Source organism: Pseudoalteromonas sp. SR45-5, from assembly GCF_014163565.1.
GTDB classification, from domain to species: Bacteria; Pseudomonadota; Gammaproteobacteria; order Enterobacterales; family Alteromonadaceae; genus Pseudoalteromonas; species Pseudoalteromonas distincta.
This window is the reverse complement of record NZ_JACJDN010000019.1, coordinates 1-16,407: the sequence shown is the minus strand read 5'-3', so window position 1 is coordinate 16,407 and position 16,407 is coordinate 1. Positions and strand designations below refer to the sequence as shown.

Genomic DNA, 16,407 nt, shown 5'->3' with positions numbered 1-16,407 from the left:
TGTGCCCTCAAACAAGATTTGAAGATCTGATCATGACATTGAGATTTAGTTCAAAAAAATCCCCGCTAATTTCTTAGCAGGGATTTGTGTATAAGAGACAGCTATAAGCGCCTTCTAGTTAGTTAAAGCTTACTTGTAGTTTTCATAAATCTTATCAAGCGGCTCTGAAAGCCCACTTTCTTGCACTATACGTACATGCTTACGAGCCAACTCTCGTGCACTTGTTACACCGCATGAGTGAGCAATTAAACCGGCTCCGTAATGAATGTATTTATTATAGTTAGCTACTCGTTGCGCTTTATCAGCTACATTTAAGCCGCGTTGCAAACGCTCGTTATGCGTAGTGATCCCGGTTGGACAGGTATCTTTATTACATTGCATTGCCTGAATACAGCCCAGTGCAAACATATGACCACGAGCCGATACAACAAAATCAGCACCGAGCGCCAATGCCCAAGCAACCTTTGAAGGTACGATTAATTTACCCGATGCAATAATTTTCACGCGATCTCGAAGCCCGTGCTTTTCAAGCATATTAACTACAAGCGGCAAGCTTTCGCGAAGAGGTAAACCCACCGAATCCATAAGCGGCTGCGGTGCAGCCCCCGTACCACCATCAGCACTATCAATTGTTATAAAATCGGGTGCCGACTCAATGCCACGATGATTTATTTCTGCAAATAACGTTTCTAACCAGGTGTAATCACCAATAACGACTTTAAAGCCTGTTGGCTTTCCTGTGGCATTACGCACAGTGGCAATCATATCGAGAATATCGGCTGGGTTTTTAATTTCAGGGTGTCCATTTGGGCTAATCGAATCTTGCCCTTCTGGAATACCCCTAATTTTAGCTATTTCGGCGTTAACTTTGCGCCCTGGTAACATACCGCCTTTACCTGGTTTTGCACCTTGGCTCATTTTTAGCTCGAACATTTTGACTTGTTCGTGAGCTGCTATTTCTTTAAGTTTTTCGGTGCTTAAGTTTCCATGCTCGTCTCGGGCACCATATTTAGCTGTACCAATTTGAAATACCAGATCGGCGCCACCTTCAAGGTGGTAAGGGCTTAAGCCCCCTTCACCTGTGTTCATCCAGCAACCCGCTAATTTAGCACCTTTTGATAAAGCGCGCACAGCAGGCTTTGAAAGCGCACCAAAGCTCATGCCCGACACATTAAATAACGAATTAGTGGTGTAAGGTGTTTTACAATACGGACCTAAAGTAACATTACTCGGGTCGAGTGCTTCTTCATCTAAAGTAGGAAAAGCACAGTTCATAAACATAACCGTACCCGTCACTTCTAAGCTTTGTGTTGAACCAAATGCAGCGGTGCGATCGACATCTTTTGCTGCACGGTAAACCCAACTGCGCTCAGCGCGGTTAAATGGCATTTCTTCTCGATCGAGAGCAAAAAAGTATTGTCTGAAAAATTCACCTTGGCGCTCAAAAAAATATCGAAAGCGGCCAATTACTGGGTAGTTACGCCTAATAGCATGTTTTGTTTGTGTTATATCGCGAAAGTAAAAAATAATAACAGTAAGCACAATTAACCCAAGTGCGATAATAAAAATACTCGCAAATACGTCAATACTAAACATAATGAAATTGCTCATCTAAGGCCCCTTGATGGCTATATTTTTAGATAATACCTATTGCGTAGTATGTGAATATTTTGACGATTGGAGTCGCTAAAATAAATTACATTACTAGGTCTGTGGTATAAAAAAGGTGTTGCGGTCAAAATGACACAACACCTTTGTTTGTTCAAGGTTTATAAGCCCTACAAAGCTAATTTTGCAGCTTAGTTAACTCATTTTTTATATATAAACGTACCTGTGTTTCTAATACTGACAAGGGCACTGAACCATGGCGAAGAACCTGATGGTGAAATTCGCGAATATCAAAATTTGGTCCAAGCGCTTGCTCTGCTTCAACACGTAAACGTTTAATAGTTAACTCACCAATTTTGTATGACAGTGCCTGAGCTGGCCAAGATATATAACGGTCAGTTTCTGTTTTAACATTATGCAGCGAAAGCGCGGTGTTCTCGCTCATAAAGTTCATAGCTCGCTCGCGGCTCCAGCCATACATGTGCATCCCTGTATCAACAACCAAACGTGCTGCTCGCCACATTTCATAAGTTAAGCGACCAAAACGGCTATATGGGTCTTGATAAAAGCCTGCCTCTAAACCTAAATATTCAGAGTAAAGCCCCCAACCTTCGCCAAATGCCGAAAGGTAAGCATCACGACGATAGCTCGGCAAATTTTCAAGCTCTGCATTAAGTGATATTTGTAAATGATGACCTGGCACTGCTTCGTGCAATGTTAATGCTTCTAAAACATACAAAGGGCGCTTATCTAAAGCGTAAGTATTTACCCAGTAGTATCCAGCTTCATCATCTCGATTAGAGCCAGAATACCGACCTGTTGTGTATTTAGGGGCAATACTTGCGGGTACCGGTGCCACGCCATAAGGTTTGCGCGGTAAGGTATGAAATAACTTAGGCAGCTGTGCATCCATTTTTTTAGCAATGTAAGATGCTTCTTTCAAAAGTTGCTCAGGTGTTGTTGCGTAAAACTGTGGGTCGGTACGTAAAAAGTGAATAAACTCAGCAAATGAGCCTTTAAAACCAACTTCTTTTATTACAGCTTCCATTTCACCTCGAATGCGAGCAACTTCTTTTAAGCCTAGCTCGTGGATCTCTTTTGGTGTCATGTCGGTAGTAGTGTAATGCTTAGCACGGTTTTTATAAAAAGCTTTGCCATTAGGGGTTTCTGAAATACCAATACTTGTGCGGGCGCCCGGTTGGTATTGCTCAGTAAAAAACGTTAAGTAGCTTTTATATGCTGGTATTACTTTATTTTTTAAAACAACTTTAGCTCGCTGTTGAAGTGCATAAAAGTCACTCTCACTTAAACTGGCAGTGTTAGCTAAAAACGGTTTATAAAATTCTGATTGAGTTACATCATCAACAATATAAGTACTTATGGAGTCTTCGTATCCTTCTAACACTGCTTTTGGTTGGGTGAGACCTGTTTCGAGCCCTTTTTTCATCCAATATATATTTTGCCCAAAAAAGCGGGGGATTTGTGCTAAACGTGCAAGGTATGTCTCTAAATCTTGCTCTTTTTTATATTGAGAACTGTTAACGATGTACGACAGACCGGAGTGAAAACCATACTCAGATGTAAGCGGCATGTAATGCGCATTAAACACATATTCGTCAACGCTATTTTGCACCTGAGCACGAATAATACTTAAGTTAATTTGGTTTTCGTCACTAAGCTTAGTTGCATCTACGGCATCTAAGTCTGCTAATAATTGAGTATTACTTTTGTACTGCTTTGCTAAAAATTCTGGCGATAAATTGGCAAGTAAATAGCCATCAACCCCTTTTGAACTGCTATAAGGATTTATACTTTCTCTATATTGAACAATAGATTGTGCTACTTGAGTAAACTGCTCATCCGCATTGGGTGTGGTTATTTGACATGCACTTAACGAACATAAAGCAGTTATGCCAAGAAGCGTTTGGCGAAGCGTTTTTGGTAAAAAAAGATTCATTATTATTTAACTTGATGATGCAATAGATTGCATAAAACTATCGTAGGCTAAAGAAATAGCAAGTAAATGAGACAAACTAGCATATTGAAATAATGCTACATACGTTAACAGAAGTAAAAACCAGCCGAATTGATGAGAAAAACAGCGATTGGGCTGCTAAAGTAAAATTTAAGTTCCCTAACTATCGTTTTTGCTTTTAAATAGCGCGGATAATGATTACTGTATAAAAAAATAATAAAAAGCTCGGACGCATAACCGCCTCATGGAATGAGATATTTTAAAATTTGCACTTATGCGTACTTAGTTGGTATTTAAAATGATGTTCCATGATTCCATGGCTATTGCACAAGAGAAGATGACTAAAGTGTGTGTGTTTTTAGAGCGCTATGCACTTTCTCCTACGCCGCTCAATTATCAAGTTGTTTATACCTATACTAGCCAAACTAACCTTGAGCTGAACAAAGCCTTAGACCGCGCTATTGCGGTTGAAGATAATATAGACAGTGTTTTAATTGAACAGCTCCATGCTGAATTTTTGAATACCGGTCACACAGAGCAAGTCAACATGATTCAAAATGTTGATGGTGTTATAAGTTCACTTTCTCAAAACTCTCAAGCTACTGAAAAACAGATAATTCGCTTTGCGGGTCAGGTGAGCGAATGCGTACATTCACTAGATGAGAACAACATAGAACAAAGCCGTCAAGCGCTTGAAGTACTTCATAATCAAACCGCCGAATTACTAAATCAACACAAGCAATTTAAGCAAGAACTAAGTAAAGCCAAACAACTACACGAAAAAACAAAAAAGCAGCTAAATCAACTTCGTAAACAACATATTATTGATAGCCAAACAGGGCTTTATAAACGCCATTATTTAACGCAACAAACTCAAGTATGGACTAATCAAAAAAAGTCTATTTGCGCCATTGCGATTCAAATAGATAACCTTGATCACTTTACTGAAAATTACGGTGATATAATTGGTGAAGTTATTTTGAATAAAGTAGCTAAACAAGTGCAAAAATATGTTTTTCAAAGTGGCTTGCCTGGCCGCACAGCTAAAGATCAATTTACTGTTTTACTCGCCGATATAGACCCAGAAACAGCCAATGTTATAGCTGAAAAAGTCCGAAATGGAGTCGAAAAGCTTCGCTTTGTTAGTTCAAAAACAGGGATTAAGTTACCTAGTATTGGCTTATCTCTAGGGATTGCTCAACATCTACAAGAAGATGATTTTAACCAGTTAGCTAAAAAAGCGTCTCATGCGGCTTTTAAAGCGCGGTCATTAGGGCAAAGTAGCTACACTGCAGGGCAATAAATTACCTGATAAATCATATTCAAATTGCACCTACTGCGTACAATAAAGTACACTAACCTCTATTGTCACGATAGAGATTAGTCATGAACGAAACCGAACAAAAGACCACGCATTTTGGTTATAAAACAGTAGCCGAGGGCGATAAAGCTTCTATGGTTGCTGATGTATTTCACTCAGTAGCTGCAAAATACGATGTAATGAATGATTTAATGTCTTTTGGTGTGCATCGTTTATGGAAACGTCAAACTATTGCAAGCTCAGGTGTTCGTAAAGGCCATCATGTACTCGATTTAGCCGGCGGCACTGGCGACTTAACGGCAAAATTTAGCCAATTAGTTGGCGAGACCGGTCAAGTTGTTTTGGGCGATATAAATTCATCTATGCTTAAGGTTGGTCGTGAAAAACTACACAATCTTGGCTTAGTAGGCAATATTGACTACGTACAAATGAATGCAGAAATGCTGCCATTTCCAGATAATAGCTTTGATGTGATCACTATTGCCTTTGGCTTACGTAACGTTACCGATAAAGACAAAGCATTACGCTCTATGTACCGTATTTTAAAGCCAGGTGGCAGATTACTTGTTTTAGAGTTTTCAAAACCAGAGCATGACGTACTTAGTAAAGCTTACGATTTTTACTCATTTAATTTATTGCCAACAATGGGTAAGCTAGTTGCTAACGACAGTGAATCGTACAAGTATTTAGCTGAGTCTATTCGTATGCATCCAGATCAAGACACATTAAAAGCGATGATGGAAGATGCAGGCTTTGAACAAACAACATACCAAAACCTCACAGGCGGAATTGTTGCACTGCATCGTGGTTTTAAATATTAAGGCTAGCAGTTATGGCGCTTGAAAAAATAACAAAAAACAATAAAGGTGCAATGTCATCTGAGTTTTTTATGTTACCTAATTTTGTACTCTCGCTTATTGAGCGTGTACTAAATCAAGCGCTTAGCCTTGACCCACAATTATCTCAAAAGCTAAACGCCGTTAAACATAAGCGCTTAGTGGTTGAAATAAGAGATTGGCAACAAAGCATCCAACTCGTTTATAGTGCTGATCAATTACACTTATACAGTGCCCAAAGTAACGAAAACGCAGATTGTATGATCAGCGCAGATATAGACACACTTTTAGCGCTCAAAAACCCTGCAATGCTTACCCAGTTAATTCGCCAAGATAAGCTCGATTTACAAGGCGATTTAAATATTGCGCAAACTTATAGCAATGCATTTTCAGGTATTGATATTGATTGGCCTGAACAACTTTCTAAATACATTGGCGATGCCCCCGCTCAGCAGTTATACCTGCACTTAAAAGAACTAAAACAAAAGAGCAGCAAAACCAATACTAAAATAAGTAACATGCTTACAAGTTTATGCCAAGATGAGCTCGCAATTACTATTCATCCATTAGAACTTGAGCAATTTAAACAAAAAAATAGAGAACTCAAAGGACAAGTCGCTGCTGTTGAGCAACGCATTAACGCCCTCTTAAACTCTTTTTTACCTTCAAACACCCGCTAAGGATTTTTTGTGTCGACTGCACGTTTGTATAACATCACCAAAACGTTACTTAGCTATGGACTAGACGAGCTAATTCCAAAGCATAAAGTGCCTTGGTTTGGTAAAGTAGCCCGTGGCAGTTTATTTTGGCTGCGTAATCAGCACAAAGAAAAACCGGCAGGGCTTCGTTTACGTTTAGCATTGCAAGAGCTGGGTCCTGTTTGGATCAAATTTGGTCAAATGCTCTCTACTCGTCGTGATTTACTCCCTCATGATATCGCTTTAGAGCTTGCGTTTTTGCAAGATCAAGTTCAACCATTTGAAGGCGAACTTGCACAAAAAATAATAGAAAAAGCGCTCGAAATTAACGATATAAGTGAATTATTTAGTGAGTTTTCACAAACTCCACTAGCTTCTGCATCTATAGCGCAAGTACATACAGCAAAACTTATTGATGAGCAGAGTATTGAGCAAGATGTCGTAATTAAGGTTATTAGACCCAATATTTACGAGCAAATTAATGCCGATTTAGCGTTAATGGAAAAGCTCGCAAAGGTACTTGCAAAAGTACATAACGAATCAAAACGCCTGCGCCCTGTAGAAGTAGTTAAAGAATATAAAAAAACACTCCTAGACGAGCTCGACTTAATGCGAGAAGGTGCCAACGGCATTCAACTAAAACGCAATTTTGAAGGCTCTGATTCATTATACATCCCTGCAGTTTACAGTGATTACAGCCGTAGCAATGTGCTGGTGATGGAGCGTATTTACGGCATACCCGTCTCTGATACCGATGCACTTATGGCGCAAAACACTAATATGAAATTACTTGCTGAGCGTGGCGTAGAAGTGTTTTTTACGCAGGTGTTTAGAGACAGCTTTTTTCATGCCGACATGCATCCGGGTAATATTTTCGTCTCTCGAGAGCACCCTGAAAACCCAATGTATATCGGTATTGATTGCGGTATTGTTGGTACGTTAAGCAAAGAAGATAAACGCTATTTAGCTGAAAACTTTATCGCCTTTTTTAATCGTGATTATCGCCAAGTTGCACAACTACACGTTGATTCTGGTTGGGTACCACCAGATACTAGCATTGAAGAATTTGAATTTGCGATTCGCACAGTTTGCGAGCCTATATTTAATAAACCTTTGGCTGAAATTTCATTTGGGCACGTACTCGTAAATCTATTTAATACTGCACGTCGTTTTAACATGCAGGTACAGCCGCAATTAGTATTACTACAAAAAACTTTATTATACGTTGAAGGATTGGGGCGTCAGCTTTACCCACAACTCGACTTATGGAAAACAGCTAAGCCCTTTTTAGAAGATTGGGTAAAGCAACAAGTTGGACCGCTATCAGTACTGAAGCAAATGTATGCTAACTTACCATTTTGGGCTGAAAAAATGCCTGAGTTACCGGATCTAATTTATCAAAATTTAAAGCGTGCACCACACATTCAACCGCAAGAACAAAAGGTATCTCATAAACCTTTAATATTGAGTTTATTTGGTAGTGCTACAATGATTATGGCAACACTTTGTTATTTACAGCACGATTTAATAGCTGCAAGTCTTGCAATAAGCTTATCGGCTATTAGCTTTATAGCGGCATGGCGCAGCGCATAAACTGGGTGCTATTTGCGCTAGTGAGCGTATAATTAGTATTTAAAATAAACATTTAACCGTTTTATATATTGGAGAAAACCATGGGTTTTGGTGGTATTAGTATTTGGCAATTATTAATTGTTTTAGCGATCATAGTTTTACTTTTTGGCACAAAAAAACTACGCGGTATGGGTGGCGATATTGGGGGCGCTGTAAAGGGCTTCAAAAAAGCAATGTCAGATGATCAAATGAGCGAGAAAGAGAAATCCGAGCAAATTCAACAATCAGAAAAAAACACTGCTGACAACTCAACCGATACTGAAAAAAACAAAGATAACAATAAGGTTTAATTAGTATGGGCATGTGGGAACTTGTTGTTATTTTTATTGTTGGTTTAGTGGTGCTCGGCCCTGAGCGCTTACCTGTTGCGATTAGAACAGTGAGTAAATGGGTTAAAACCGCTAAATCACTTGCCAACTCAGTAAAAGCCGAAGTAAGTGAAGAGCTTCGCATCCATGAGCTGCACGAAAACCTTAAAAAAGCAGAACAGCAAGAATTAAAAGATTTAAGCCCTGAGTTACAAAGCTCACTAACAGAGCTACAAAAAGCGGCTGAATCAGTTACTCACAGCTACAAAAAACAACAATCTGATACATCAAATAACCAACAACTTGATGAGAAAAAGTGAAATTTATTTCTCACTTTGCGGTCAACTTACTACATGGTATAAAAAATAATGGCTGAGGAAGTAAAATCAGGGTTTGTAGCTCATTTAATTGAGTTGCGTGATCGGCTAATAAAAGCGCTACTAAGCATTTTTGTTATTTTTATTGCCATAGTATATTTTGCAAATGATATTTATGCTTTTGTTGCACAGCCGTTAGTCTCGCATTTGCCAAGTACGGCAACCATGATTGCAACCGATGTAACAGCTCCCTTTTTTGCACCTTTCAAACTTACTTTATTTGTCGCTTTATTTGCGTCGATTCCATGGATATTGCATCAAGTTTGGGGGTTTATAGCGCCGGGTTTATATCAGCACGAAAAGAAAATGCTCATGCCTATTCTCGCCTCAAGTATAATATTATTTTATGGCGGCATAGCCTTTTGTTACTTTGTAGTTCTGCCAATTATTTTAGGGTTTTTTACAAGTACCGGTCCCGAAATGATGACCCTTGCACCTGACATAAGTAGTTATCTAGGATTTGTATTAAAGTTGTTTTTTGCATTTGGCGTCGCTTTCGAAATTCCAGTGGCTATTATGTTGCTATGCTGGAGTGGTGCAACAACAACAAAAAGCTTAAAAGAAAAGCGCCCTTATATCGTAGTGGGTGTTTTTGTAGTCGCGATGTTTTTAACACCGCCTGATGTATTATCACAAACATTGTTAGCATTTCCGATGCTTCTTCTGTTTGAGCTAGGTCTAATTTTAGCAAAGTTTTATACCGCTAAACCACAAAAAGAATCTGAGGAATAAAATGAAAAAACAACTACTCTCACTATTGGTTTTATTAAGCGCACCGACTTTTGCTGCGCAAACAGAGTTTAATACTCAAGCGTTACAAGCATGTAGCTTTATTGAAAACGATTTTAACCGCTTACTTTGTTACGATAATACCATCGCGGGTAAGTCACTGGTTAAGCCATCAGTAACAAAAACGCTCACAACACCAACAGAAGTGAAAAAAACAGCTGATGAGTTTGGGTTAGAGTACAAAAAATCACAGACAGAAAAAGACGCTGAAATTAAAGCGATGGTTGCTTCAGTTGAAGAAGCTGCTTACGGCGAGTTAATTATTTCGCTAGATAACGGTCAACAATGGCGTCAAATTGGCTCTGACAGCATGCGCTTGAAAAAGAACGATACGATTGTAATTAGCCGTGGTGTTTTTAACTCATTTTTACTTAAAATTGACGGTGAAAACCGCTCTATTCGCGTTAAACGTACTAAGTAATGTCATATACATTAATTGATGCTGGAGTTAACTTAACTAATCATCAATTTGATGAGCAGCATCACAATGTACTTACCCGTGCCAATGAAGCGGGTGTTACAAATATGCTTATTATTGGTTGTGATATTGCAAGCAGTCAGCAATCACTTGAACTTGCAACAAAGCATCTTCAATATTCTACGGCGGGTATCCACCCACATGATGCAAAATCAGCCACTAATGAACTAGAAGCACAACTAACTGTACTTGCAAATAATAAGCATGTTATTGCTATTGGTGAATGTGGCCTTGATTATAACCGCGACTTTTCGCCTCGCGATGTACAGCGTAGTGTTTTTAGGCGCCAATTAGCACTTGCAGAGAAATTAGATTTACCTGTTTACTTGCATGAACGTGATGCAAGTGACGACATGCTAAGTATTTTAAAAGAGTTTAGTATTCGCGGTGTACTCCACTGCTTTACGGGTAACTCAGCAGCTCTAAAGCAATATTTAGATTTAGGTCTACATATTGGTATAACGGGTTGGGTATGTGATGAAAGGCGTGGAAAAGATTTACAACAGCTAGTGCCTAGCATTCCTCTAGATCGATTATTAATAGAAACTGATGCACCATTTTTAATTCCACGAACAGTTAAACCAAAACCTAAATCACGTAAAAATGAACCTGCCCTGCTTCCTTATATCTGTCAAACGGTTGCACAACTTTATCAAATAGATGAAGAAGTTGTGGCCCGTAAAACTACAGAAAACTTTCACCGTGTTTTTGGTTTAGAAGATCGTTAATGGCCTATGCAAAGGCACTTTTAAGCCTATTAGTATTCCTTTGCACTTTTTGCTGTTTCGCAAACCCAGTAATAATAAAACACGATTTTAACTCTCAAAACATTAATAACCTGTATTACTCTTTTGAACCAACGTCGCTATTAAGTGCACAACAAAGTAGCCATATACAGTGGCAAAAAAACACAGCAAAACCCCTTAATTTAGGACTAGAGCAGCGTCCTGTATGGATAAAATTTAAAATAAAAAATACACTTAGTTATAATACTGAGCAAATATTGTCACTAATCAATCCTTTGCTAAACGACGTTCAAGTATATCAATTACATAACTCGCAATTACTTTCTTATACTCAAATTGGTGATGCCTACCCCTTATATAAGCGCACAATTAAAAGTGAATCTTTATTAGTTAAACTGCTCAGCCCTGCAAATAGCGAAACGCTTATTATAATGAAAGTGGCGAATAGTTCAGGCTTGCGAGTCCCTTTAACACTGTGGCAACCAGAAGCTTATTTGGCACACAAAGGAAAAATCAATTTACTCTATGGCTTATTGATTGGTTTTATATTTTCTTTGGGTGTGAGTTGCATAGTTTTATATGGTTTTTCACGTAAAGGTTATTTTGTTTATGCTGGGGTTATATCTCTCACATTAGGTAGTGTATTAGCCTACCTTTGTGGTTTTGGCTTAAGGTACGTTCATCCTAATTTTCCTGCATTACAGCAAGTTATGACCCCTATATTACTTATGCTTATCACTTTATTGTTTTTGCCTTTGCAGAAGCAAGTTTGCCATCCCAGGCCCTCTCTTCTGCTAACTATTCAAAAAGTTGTAGTTAACGCTTTAGCCATTTCGTTATTATTTATTTGGCTACTTCCAAACAACATAGTTACATTATTTTGTTTAATCACTACTCCAATCGTTTTAGGCTTTTATATTGTAACTACGTTTATGTGCGTGCGTTTAACGCCTTCTAAACCAAACAAAGCACTATTACTTGTATTGTTTTTTTTCTTGGTGGTAATGCTTTATTTTACTGTTGCAGTAATGGGCCTATACGCCTTTGACAGAAGTACGCTCGCATTTGTATTTGCATGCTTTTTTGGTTGCACTTTTTGCTTATGCTACAGCGTAATGAAGTTATTTATTTTACAACGCGATGAAGAAGTGATTGCTCAACAAACCTTGATTGCTGAAAACACAGCACAAGATACACTACTTAAAGAGCGCTTAAAATTACAAGAAAAAACTCGCCAAGAACTTGAATCTCAGGTGGACGAGCGCACCTTTGAATTACAAGTGACGCTTAGAGAGCTTGAAGAAAAAAACCGCTCACTTGAGTTACTAAATACTGAAGACGCATTGACTGGAATAAAAAACAGACGCTTTTTTGATAAAAAACTGGTAATGGAGCTTCGTCGCTCTCGTCGAGAACAAACGCCGCTTAGCATTGTTATGCTTGATATAGATCGATTTAAAAATATCAACGACACGTACGGCCATATCATTGGCGATCAAGTTATTAAAGCAGTGTCTGACCTTATAAAAGACCATTTAAAACGACCACTCGATGAAGTTGCCCGTTATGGCGGTGAAGAATTTGTTGTGCTATTACCTAATACCCCTAGTGAAGGCGCACAAGACATAGCTGAAAAAATACGAGCTGATATCTCAGTAAGTACAGTAACGGTTGCCAATAATGATATTCAATTTACTATTAGCGCTGGTGTATACACCAGTATTGCTGATGATGTTAGCAACCCTCAAATTTTTACTGAGTGCGCCGACAAAGCACTTTATTACGCAAAGCAGCATGGCCGTAATCAAGTAATTACTTTTCCATTACCACAGTAGGAGCATATTAACATGGCCCAATCAGGATTAGACCTTTTCCCATATACTCGCATGCGCAGAATGCGCCGCAGCGACTTTTCTCGCCGCTTAATGGCTGAAAACCAGCTTAGCGTAAATGATTTAATTTACCCTGTATTTGTACTTGATGGTAAAAATCGCCGCGAGGTAATTGAATCAATGCCTGGTATTGAGCGCCTATCAATTGATTTACTGCTTGTTGAAGCAAAAGAACTCGTTGAACTTGGCGTACCTGCCGTTGCTATTTTTCCAGTAACGCCTGCGGATAAAAAATCATTATTTGCCGAAGAAGCATATAACGATGATGGCTTAGCACAACGCACCGTAAGAGCGTTAAAAGAAGCTTTTCCTGAGCTGGGTGTGATTACTGATGTAGCACTTGACCCTTTCACTACGCATGGCCAAGACGGTATTATTGATGATTCAGGTTATGTTATTAATGATGTCACTACTGAAATTTTAGTTAAACAAGCACTTTCCCATGCAGAAGCTGGTGCTGATGTTGTTGCCCCTTCTGATATGATGGATGGTCGTATTGGCGCTATTCGCGAAGCACTTGAAGCTGATGGGTTTATTCATACTCGAATTATGGCCTACTCAGCTAAATACGCATCTAGCTACTATGGCCCATTTAGAGATGCTGTAGGCTCTGCTGGTAACTTAAAAGGTGCTGATAAAAAAACTTACCAAATGGATCCAGCAAACTCTGATGAAGCAATACGTGAAGTCGCATTAGACTTACAAGAAGGCGCTGATATGGTTATGGTAAAGCCCGGTATGCCTTATTTAGATATTGTACGGCGTGTTAAAGACGAATTTGGTGTACCTACTTTCGCATATCAGGTAAGTGGCGAGTATGCAATGCACAAAGCAGCAATTGATAACGGTTGGTTAAGTGAAGAGGCTACAATAATGGAATCTTTACTTGCATTTAAGCGTGCAGGAGCCGATGGAATATTAACCTACTTTGCTAAGCAAGCCGCAAAATATCTAGCTAAAAAGTAATTTTTTATTAAAAGGCGGTTAAACCGCCTTTTGTTTACATTCATTTACATTTTTGTATTATTTTCGTCATATTTATTCTCTAAACTGGTGTCCCATTTTGGGATTAATACACGGGAATAATAAAAAAATGTTTAAAACAAAAATAACACCACTCGCACTTGTTATAGCAAGTCTCAGTGCACCAGCATCCGCTGATCTAATCATTTCAGAATATATAGAGGGAAGCAGTAATAATAAAGCAATCGAGCTTTATAATAATGCTGATACGGAGCTTTCTCTTGAAGGTTATACTTTAGGACTCTATTCAAATGGTAGCAGTTCGATTGGCAACTCGATTGATTTAACCGGAACATTGGCCGCCAATACCACCTACATTATTTCAAACCCCAGTGCAGCAGCTGCAATACTTGATATTGCAGATGAAACCAGCACAGTAACCTACTATAACGGTGATGATGCCCTTGTTTTAACTAAAGACGGTGTAATTGTTGATAGTTTTGGTCAAGTTGGTGTTGATCCGGGTTCAGAGTGGTCTGAAGGGGGTGTAACTACGGTTAACAAAACGCTGCGAAGAAAAGATAGCATTACCACAGGCCGAACTGACTCGACAGCCATTTTTGATCCTAGCGAAGAATGGGAACAGTTTGATATTGACACCTTTGATGGATTAGGTTCACACACAGGAAACGGCGGTACCGCTCCTGTGCCAGACCCTGAGCCAGAACCACTTGAACCACTAGTTTGTGGTGCAGAAAAAACACTAATAAATGCTATTCAAGGTGACGGCTCTGCTAGCCCACTTGTAGGTACATTAGTAGAACTTGAAGGTGTTGTAAGCGCCGATTTTCAAGGTGATGAACAATTAAAAGGCTTTTTTGTTAACTCACTGGCTGCTGATATAGATGCAAATCCACTTACCTCTGAAGGTGTATTTGTATATTTTGCAGATACTGACGTGAATGTAGGCGACCATGTACGTGTACAAGGTACTGTTGAAGAATATTTTGATGCAACACAAATTGGCAGTGTTAGCCAAGTTGCGGTGTGTGGCACTGGTTTAGCTGCAGCAGCTACAAAAATCACTTTACCTTTAGCTAATACAACTGATTTAGAAGCTTTTGAAGGTATGTTAGTCACATTAGAGCAACCATTAGTAGTGACTAATAACTTTGGTCTTGGTCGATATGGTGAAGTTGAATTAGCAACAGAGCGCTTGTACCAAGGTACTCAGGTTGCGTTACCTGGCGATGCTGCTAATGCAGTTGAAACTGAAAATCTACTTAAAAAGATTTTAATAGATGATGGCTCTACAGTACAAAACTTAGACCCTACAGCTTATCCAACTCCAGGCTTATCGGCAGAAAATACATTACGAACTGGCGATACTGTTAATACTGTTACAGGGGCACTTGCTTATAGCTTCGGTCTTTACCGAATTCACCCAACTTTAGCGCCTTCGTTTATTGCAACAAATGCACGTGAAGATGCGCCTGAACTTAATGCTGAAGCAGATTTACGTGTAGCTAGCTTTAACGTACTTAATTACTTCAATGGTGATGGCCAAGGCGGAGGGTTCCCTACATCTCGAGGTGCAGATACTGAAGCTGAATTTATTCGTCAAGAAGCTAAAATTGTAAGTGCTATTAGCGCTATTGAGGCCGATGTTGTTGGTTTAATGGAAATTGAGAATGATGGCTTTGGCGAATTTAGTGCAATTGCTAGCTTAGTAGATGCATTAAATGATGCAGATAGTGCTAACAACTATGCATTTGTTGATTTTAACGTAGATCAAATTGGTACCGATGCAATTACTACCGCACTTATCTATCGTGCTAACAAAGTAGAAGAAGTAGGCACTGCTGCCATTACAACTGAGGCTCCATTTGATTTTAGTAACCGTGCTCCAATTGCACAAAGCTTTAAATCAATAGAAACTGATGAAGTATTTACTGTTGCTGTGTCACATCTTAAATCTAAAAGCTGTGGTAGTGCTTCTGGAAATAATGCAGATTTAGGTGATGGCCAAGGCTGTTGGAATGAAATACGCACGCAAGGTGCTAATGCATTCGCAGATTGGCTTGATAGCAAACCAACCGGTGTTGATGACGAAGATACTATTTTAGTCGGCGATATGAATGCTTACGCAATGGAAGATCCAATACGTGCATTTGATGATAAAGGCTACAAAAATGTAGTTGCTGAAATTGATGGTGATACACTTGGTTATTCTTATAGCTTTTCTGGTCGTGCAGGAAGTTTAGACCATGCAGTAGCTACACAATCATTACTTAGCAAAGTTGTCGCTGCAACAGATTGGCATATCAACGCAGATGAACCTATTTCACTTGATTACAATGTAGAGTTTAAAAGCGAAGGTCAACAATCTAGCTTGTACTCTGAAAGTGCATACCGCGCATCAGACCATGACCCTGTGATTATTGACATTAAATCTGAAATTACTTTAACGCCTGAAGAGCAAACACCTGTAATTGCAGCCGATCAAGTTTTTGCAATCGATGAAAACAGCGCAATTGGCACAATTATCGGCACGCTCGATTTTAGTGATCCAAATGCCGATGAATCACCTGTTGTTAAATTTATTACATCTGATAATGACAGCGTTTCTATTAACAATGAGGGGCAGTTAATTGTTGCTGGAGAGATTGATTACGAATTCGAAAATCGTATTACTTTAACAGTACAAGCTCAAGATAGTGCTGGTAACTTATCAAACATTGAAAAAGTAGCCGTTAAGGTAAATAACTTACGCTCAGATGATGA

14 protein-coding genes are annotated in these 16,407 nt (G+C 39.0%); 12 read left to right on the top strand and 2 right to left on the bottom strand.

Features of this window, described 5'->3' with window-relative positions:
* Positions 1 to 129: 129 nt before the first annotated feature.
* Positions 130 to 1,611 (bottom strand): FMN-binding glutamate synthase family protein, encoded by a 1,482-nt coding sequence (locus tag H5072_RS01750; RefSeq protein ID WP_182692483.1) that lies wholly within the window; start codon positions 1,609 to 1,611, stop codon positions 130 to 132.
* A 175-nt stretch (positions 1,612 to 1,786) separates the two neighbouring features.
* Positions 1,787 to 3,565 carry a DUF885 family protein gene (locus H5072_RS01745; protein ID WP_182692482.1) on the bottom strand — a complete coding sequence of 593 codons (1,779 nt, stop codon included), beginning with the start codon at positions 3,563 to 3,565 and terminating at the stop codon, positions 1,787 to 1,789.
* Between the two features lie 334 nt (positions 3,566 to 3,899).
* Here H5072_RS01745 and H5072_RS01740 point away from each other — a divergent pair, with 334 nt between their 5' ends.
* The 12 genes from H5072_RS01740 to H5072_RS01685 all read left to right on the top strand — a co-directional run.
* On the top strand, positions 3,900 to 4,886 hold the full coding sequence (locus H5072_RS01740) for a GGDEF domain-containing protein (protein ID WP_004334947.1): 987 nt from the start codon (positions 3,900 to 3,902) through the stop codon (positions 4,884 to 4,886).
* An 83-nt stretch (positions 4,887 to 4,969) separates the two neighbouring features.
* Positions 4,970 to 5,725 (top strand): bifunctional demethylmenaquinone methyltransferase/2-methoxy-6-polyprenyl-1,4-benzoquinol methylase UbiE, encoded by a 756-nt coding sequence (gene ubiE / locus H5072_RS01735; protein ID WP_024597074.1) that lies wholly within the window; start codon positions 4,970 to 4,972, stop codon positions 5,723 to 5,725.
* 11 nt (positions 5,726 to 5,736) lie between these two features.
* Positions 5,737 to 6,420, top strand: coding sequence for an SCP2 domain-containing protein (locus H5072_RS01730; RefSeq protein ID WP_182692481.1), 684 nt, complete (start codon positions 5,737 to 5,739; stop codon positions 6,418 to 6,420).
* Between the two features lie 9 nt (positions 6,421 to 6,429).
* Positions 6,430 to 8,031 (top strand): ubiquinone biosynthesis regulatory protein kinase UbiB, encoded by a 1,602-nt coding sequence (gene ubiB, locus H5072_RS01725; protein WP_165744800.1) that lies wholly within the window; start codon positions 6,430 to 6,432, stop codon positions 8,029 to 8,031.
* A gap of 80 nt (positions 8,032 to 8,111) precedes the next feature.
* Positions 8,112 to 8,360 (top strand): Sec-independent protein translocase subunit TatA, encoded by a 249-nt coding sequence (tatA, locus tag H5072_RS01720; protein ID WP_004334954.1) that lies wholly within the window; start codon positions 8,112 to 8,114, stop codon positions 8,358 to 8,360.
* A 5-nt stretch (positions 8,361 to 8,365) separates the two neighbouring features.
* Positions 8,366 to 8,698: a Sec-independent protein translocase protein TatB gene (tatB, locus tag H5072_RS01715; protein ID WP_024597077.1), complete on the top strand. Its 333-nt coding sequence runs from the start codon at positions 8,366 to 8,368 to the stop codon at positions 8,696 to 8,698.
* A gap of 48 nt (positions 8,699 to 8,746) precedes the next feature.
* Positions 8,747 to 9,487 carry a twin-arginine translocase subunit TatC gene (gene tatC / locus H5072_RS01710; protein ID WP_004334958.1) on the top strand — a complete coding sequence of 247 codons (741 nt, stop codon included), beginning with the start codon at positions 8,747 to 8,749 and terminating at the stop codon, positions 9,485 to 9,487.
* Position 9,488: 1 nt separating this feature from the next.
* On the top strand, positions 9,489 to 9,965 hold the full coding sequence (locus tag H5072_RS01705; RefSeq protein ID WP_182692480.1) for a hypothetical protein: 477 nt from the start codon (positions 9,489 to 9,491) through the stop codon (positions 9,963 to 9,965).
* A complete protein-coding gene (locus tag H5072_RS01700) occupies positions 9,965 to 10,750 on the top strand; it encodes a TatD family hydrolase (RefSeq protein ID WP_182692479.1) in 786 nt (261 codons plus the stop codon). The genes H5072_RS01705 and H5072_RS01700 overlap by 1 nt, the downstream gene beginning before the upstream one ends.
* On the top strand, positions 10,750 to 12,603 hold the full coding sequence (locus H5072_RS01695) for a diguanylate cyclase (RefSeq protein WP_182692478.1): 1,854 nt from the start codon (positions 10,750 to 10,752) through the stop codon (positions 12,601 to 12,603). Before H5072_RS01700 ends, H5072_RS01695 begins: the two co-directional genes overlap by 1 nt.
* Positions 12,604 to 12,615: 12 nt before the next feature.
* Entirely contained in the window at positions 12,616 to 13,626 is a 1,011-nt protein-coding gene (gene hemB / locus H5072_RS01690) for a porphobilinogen synthase (protein WP_024597079.1), read from the top strand.
* 127 nt (positions 13,627 to 13,753) lie between these two features.
* On the top strand, positions 13,754 to 16,407 hold a 2,654-nt coding region (locus H5072_RS01685), incomplete at its 3' end, for an ExeM/NucH family extracellular endonuclease (protein ID WP_182692477.1).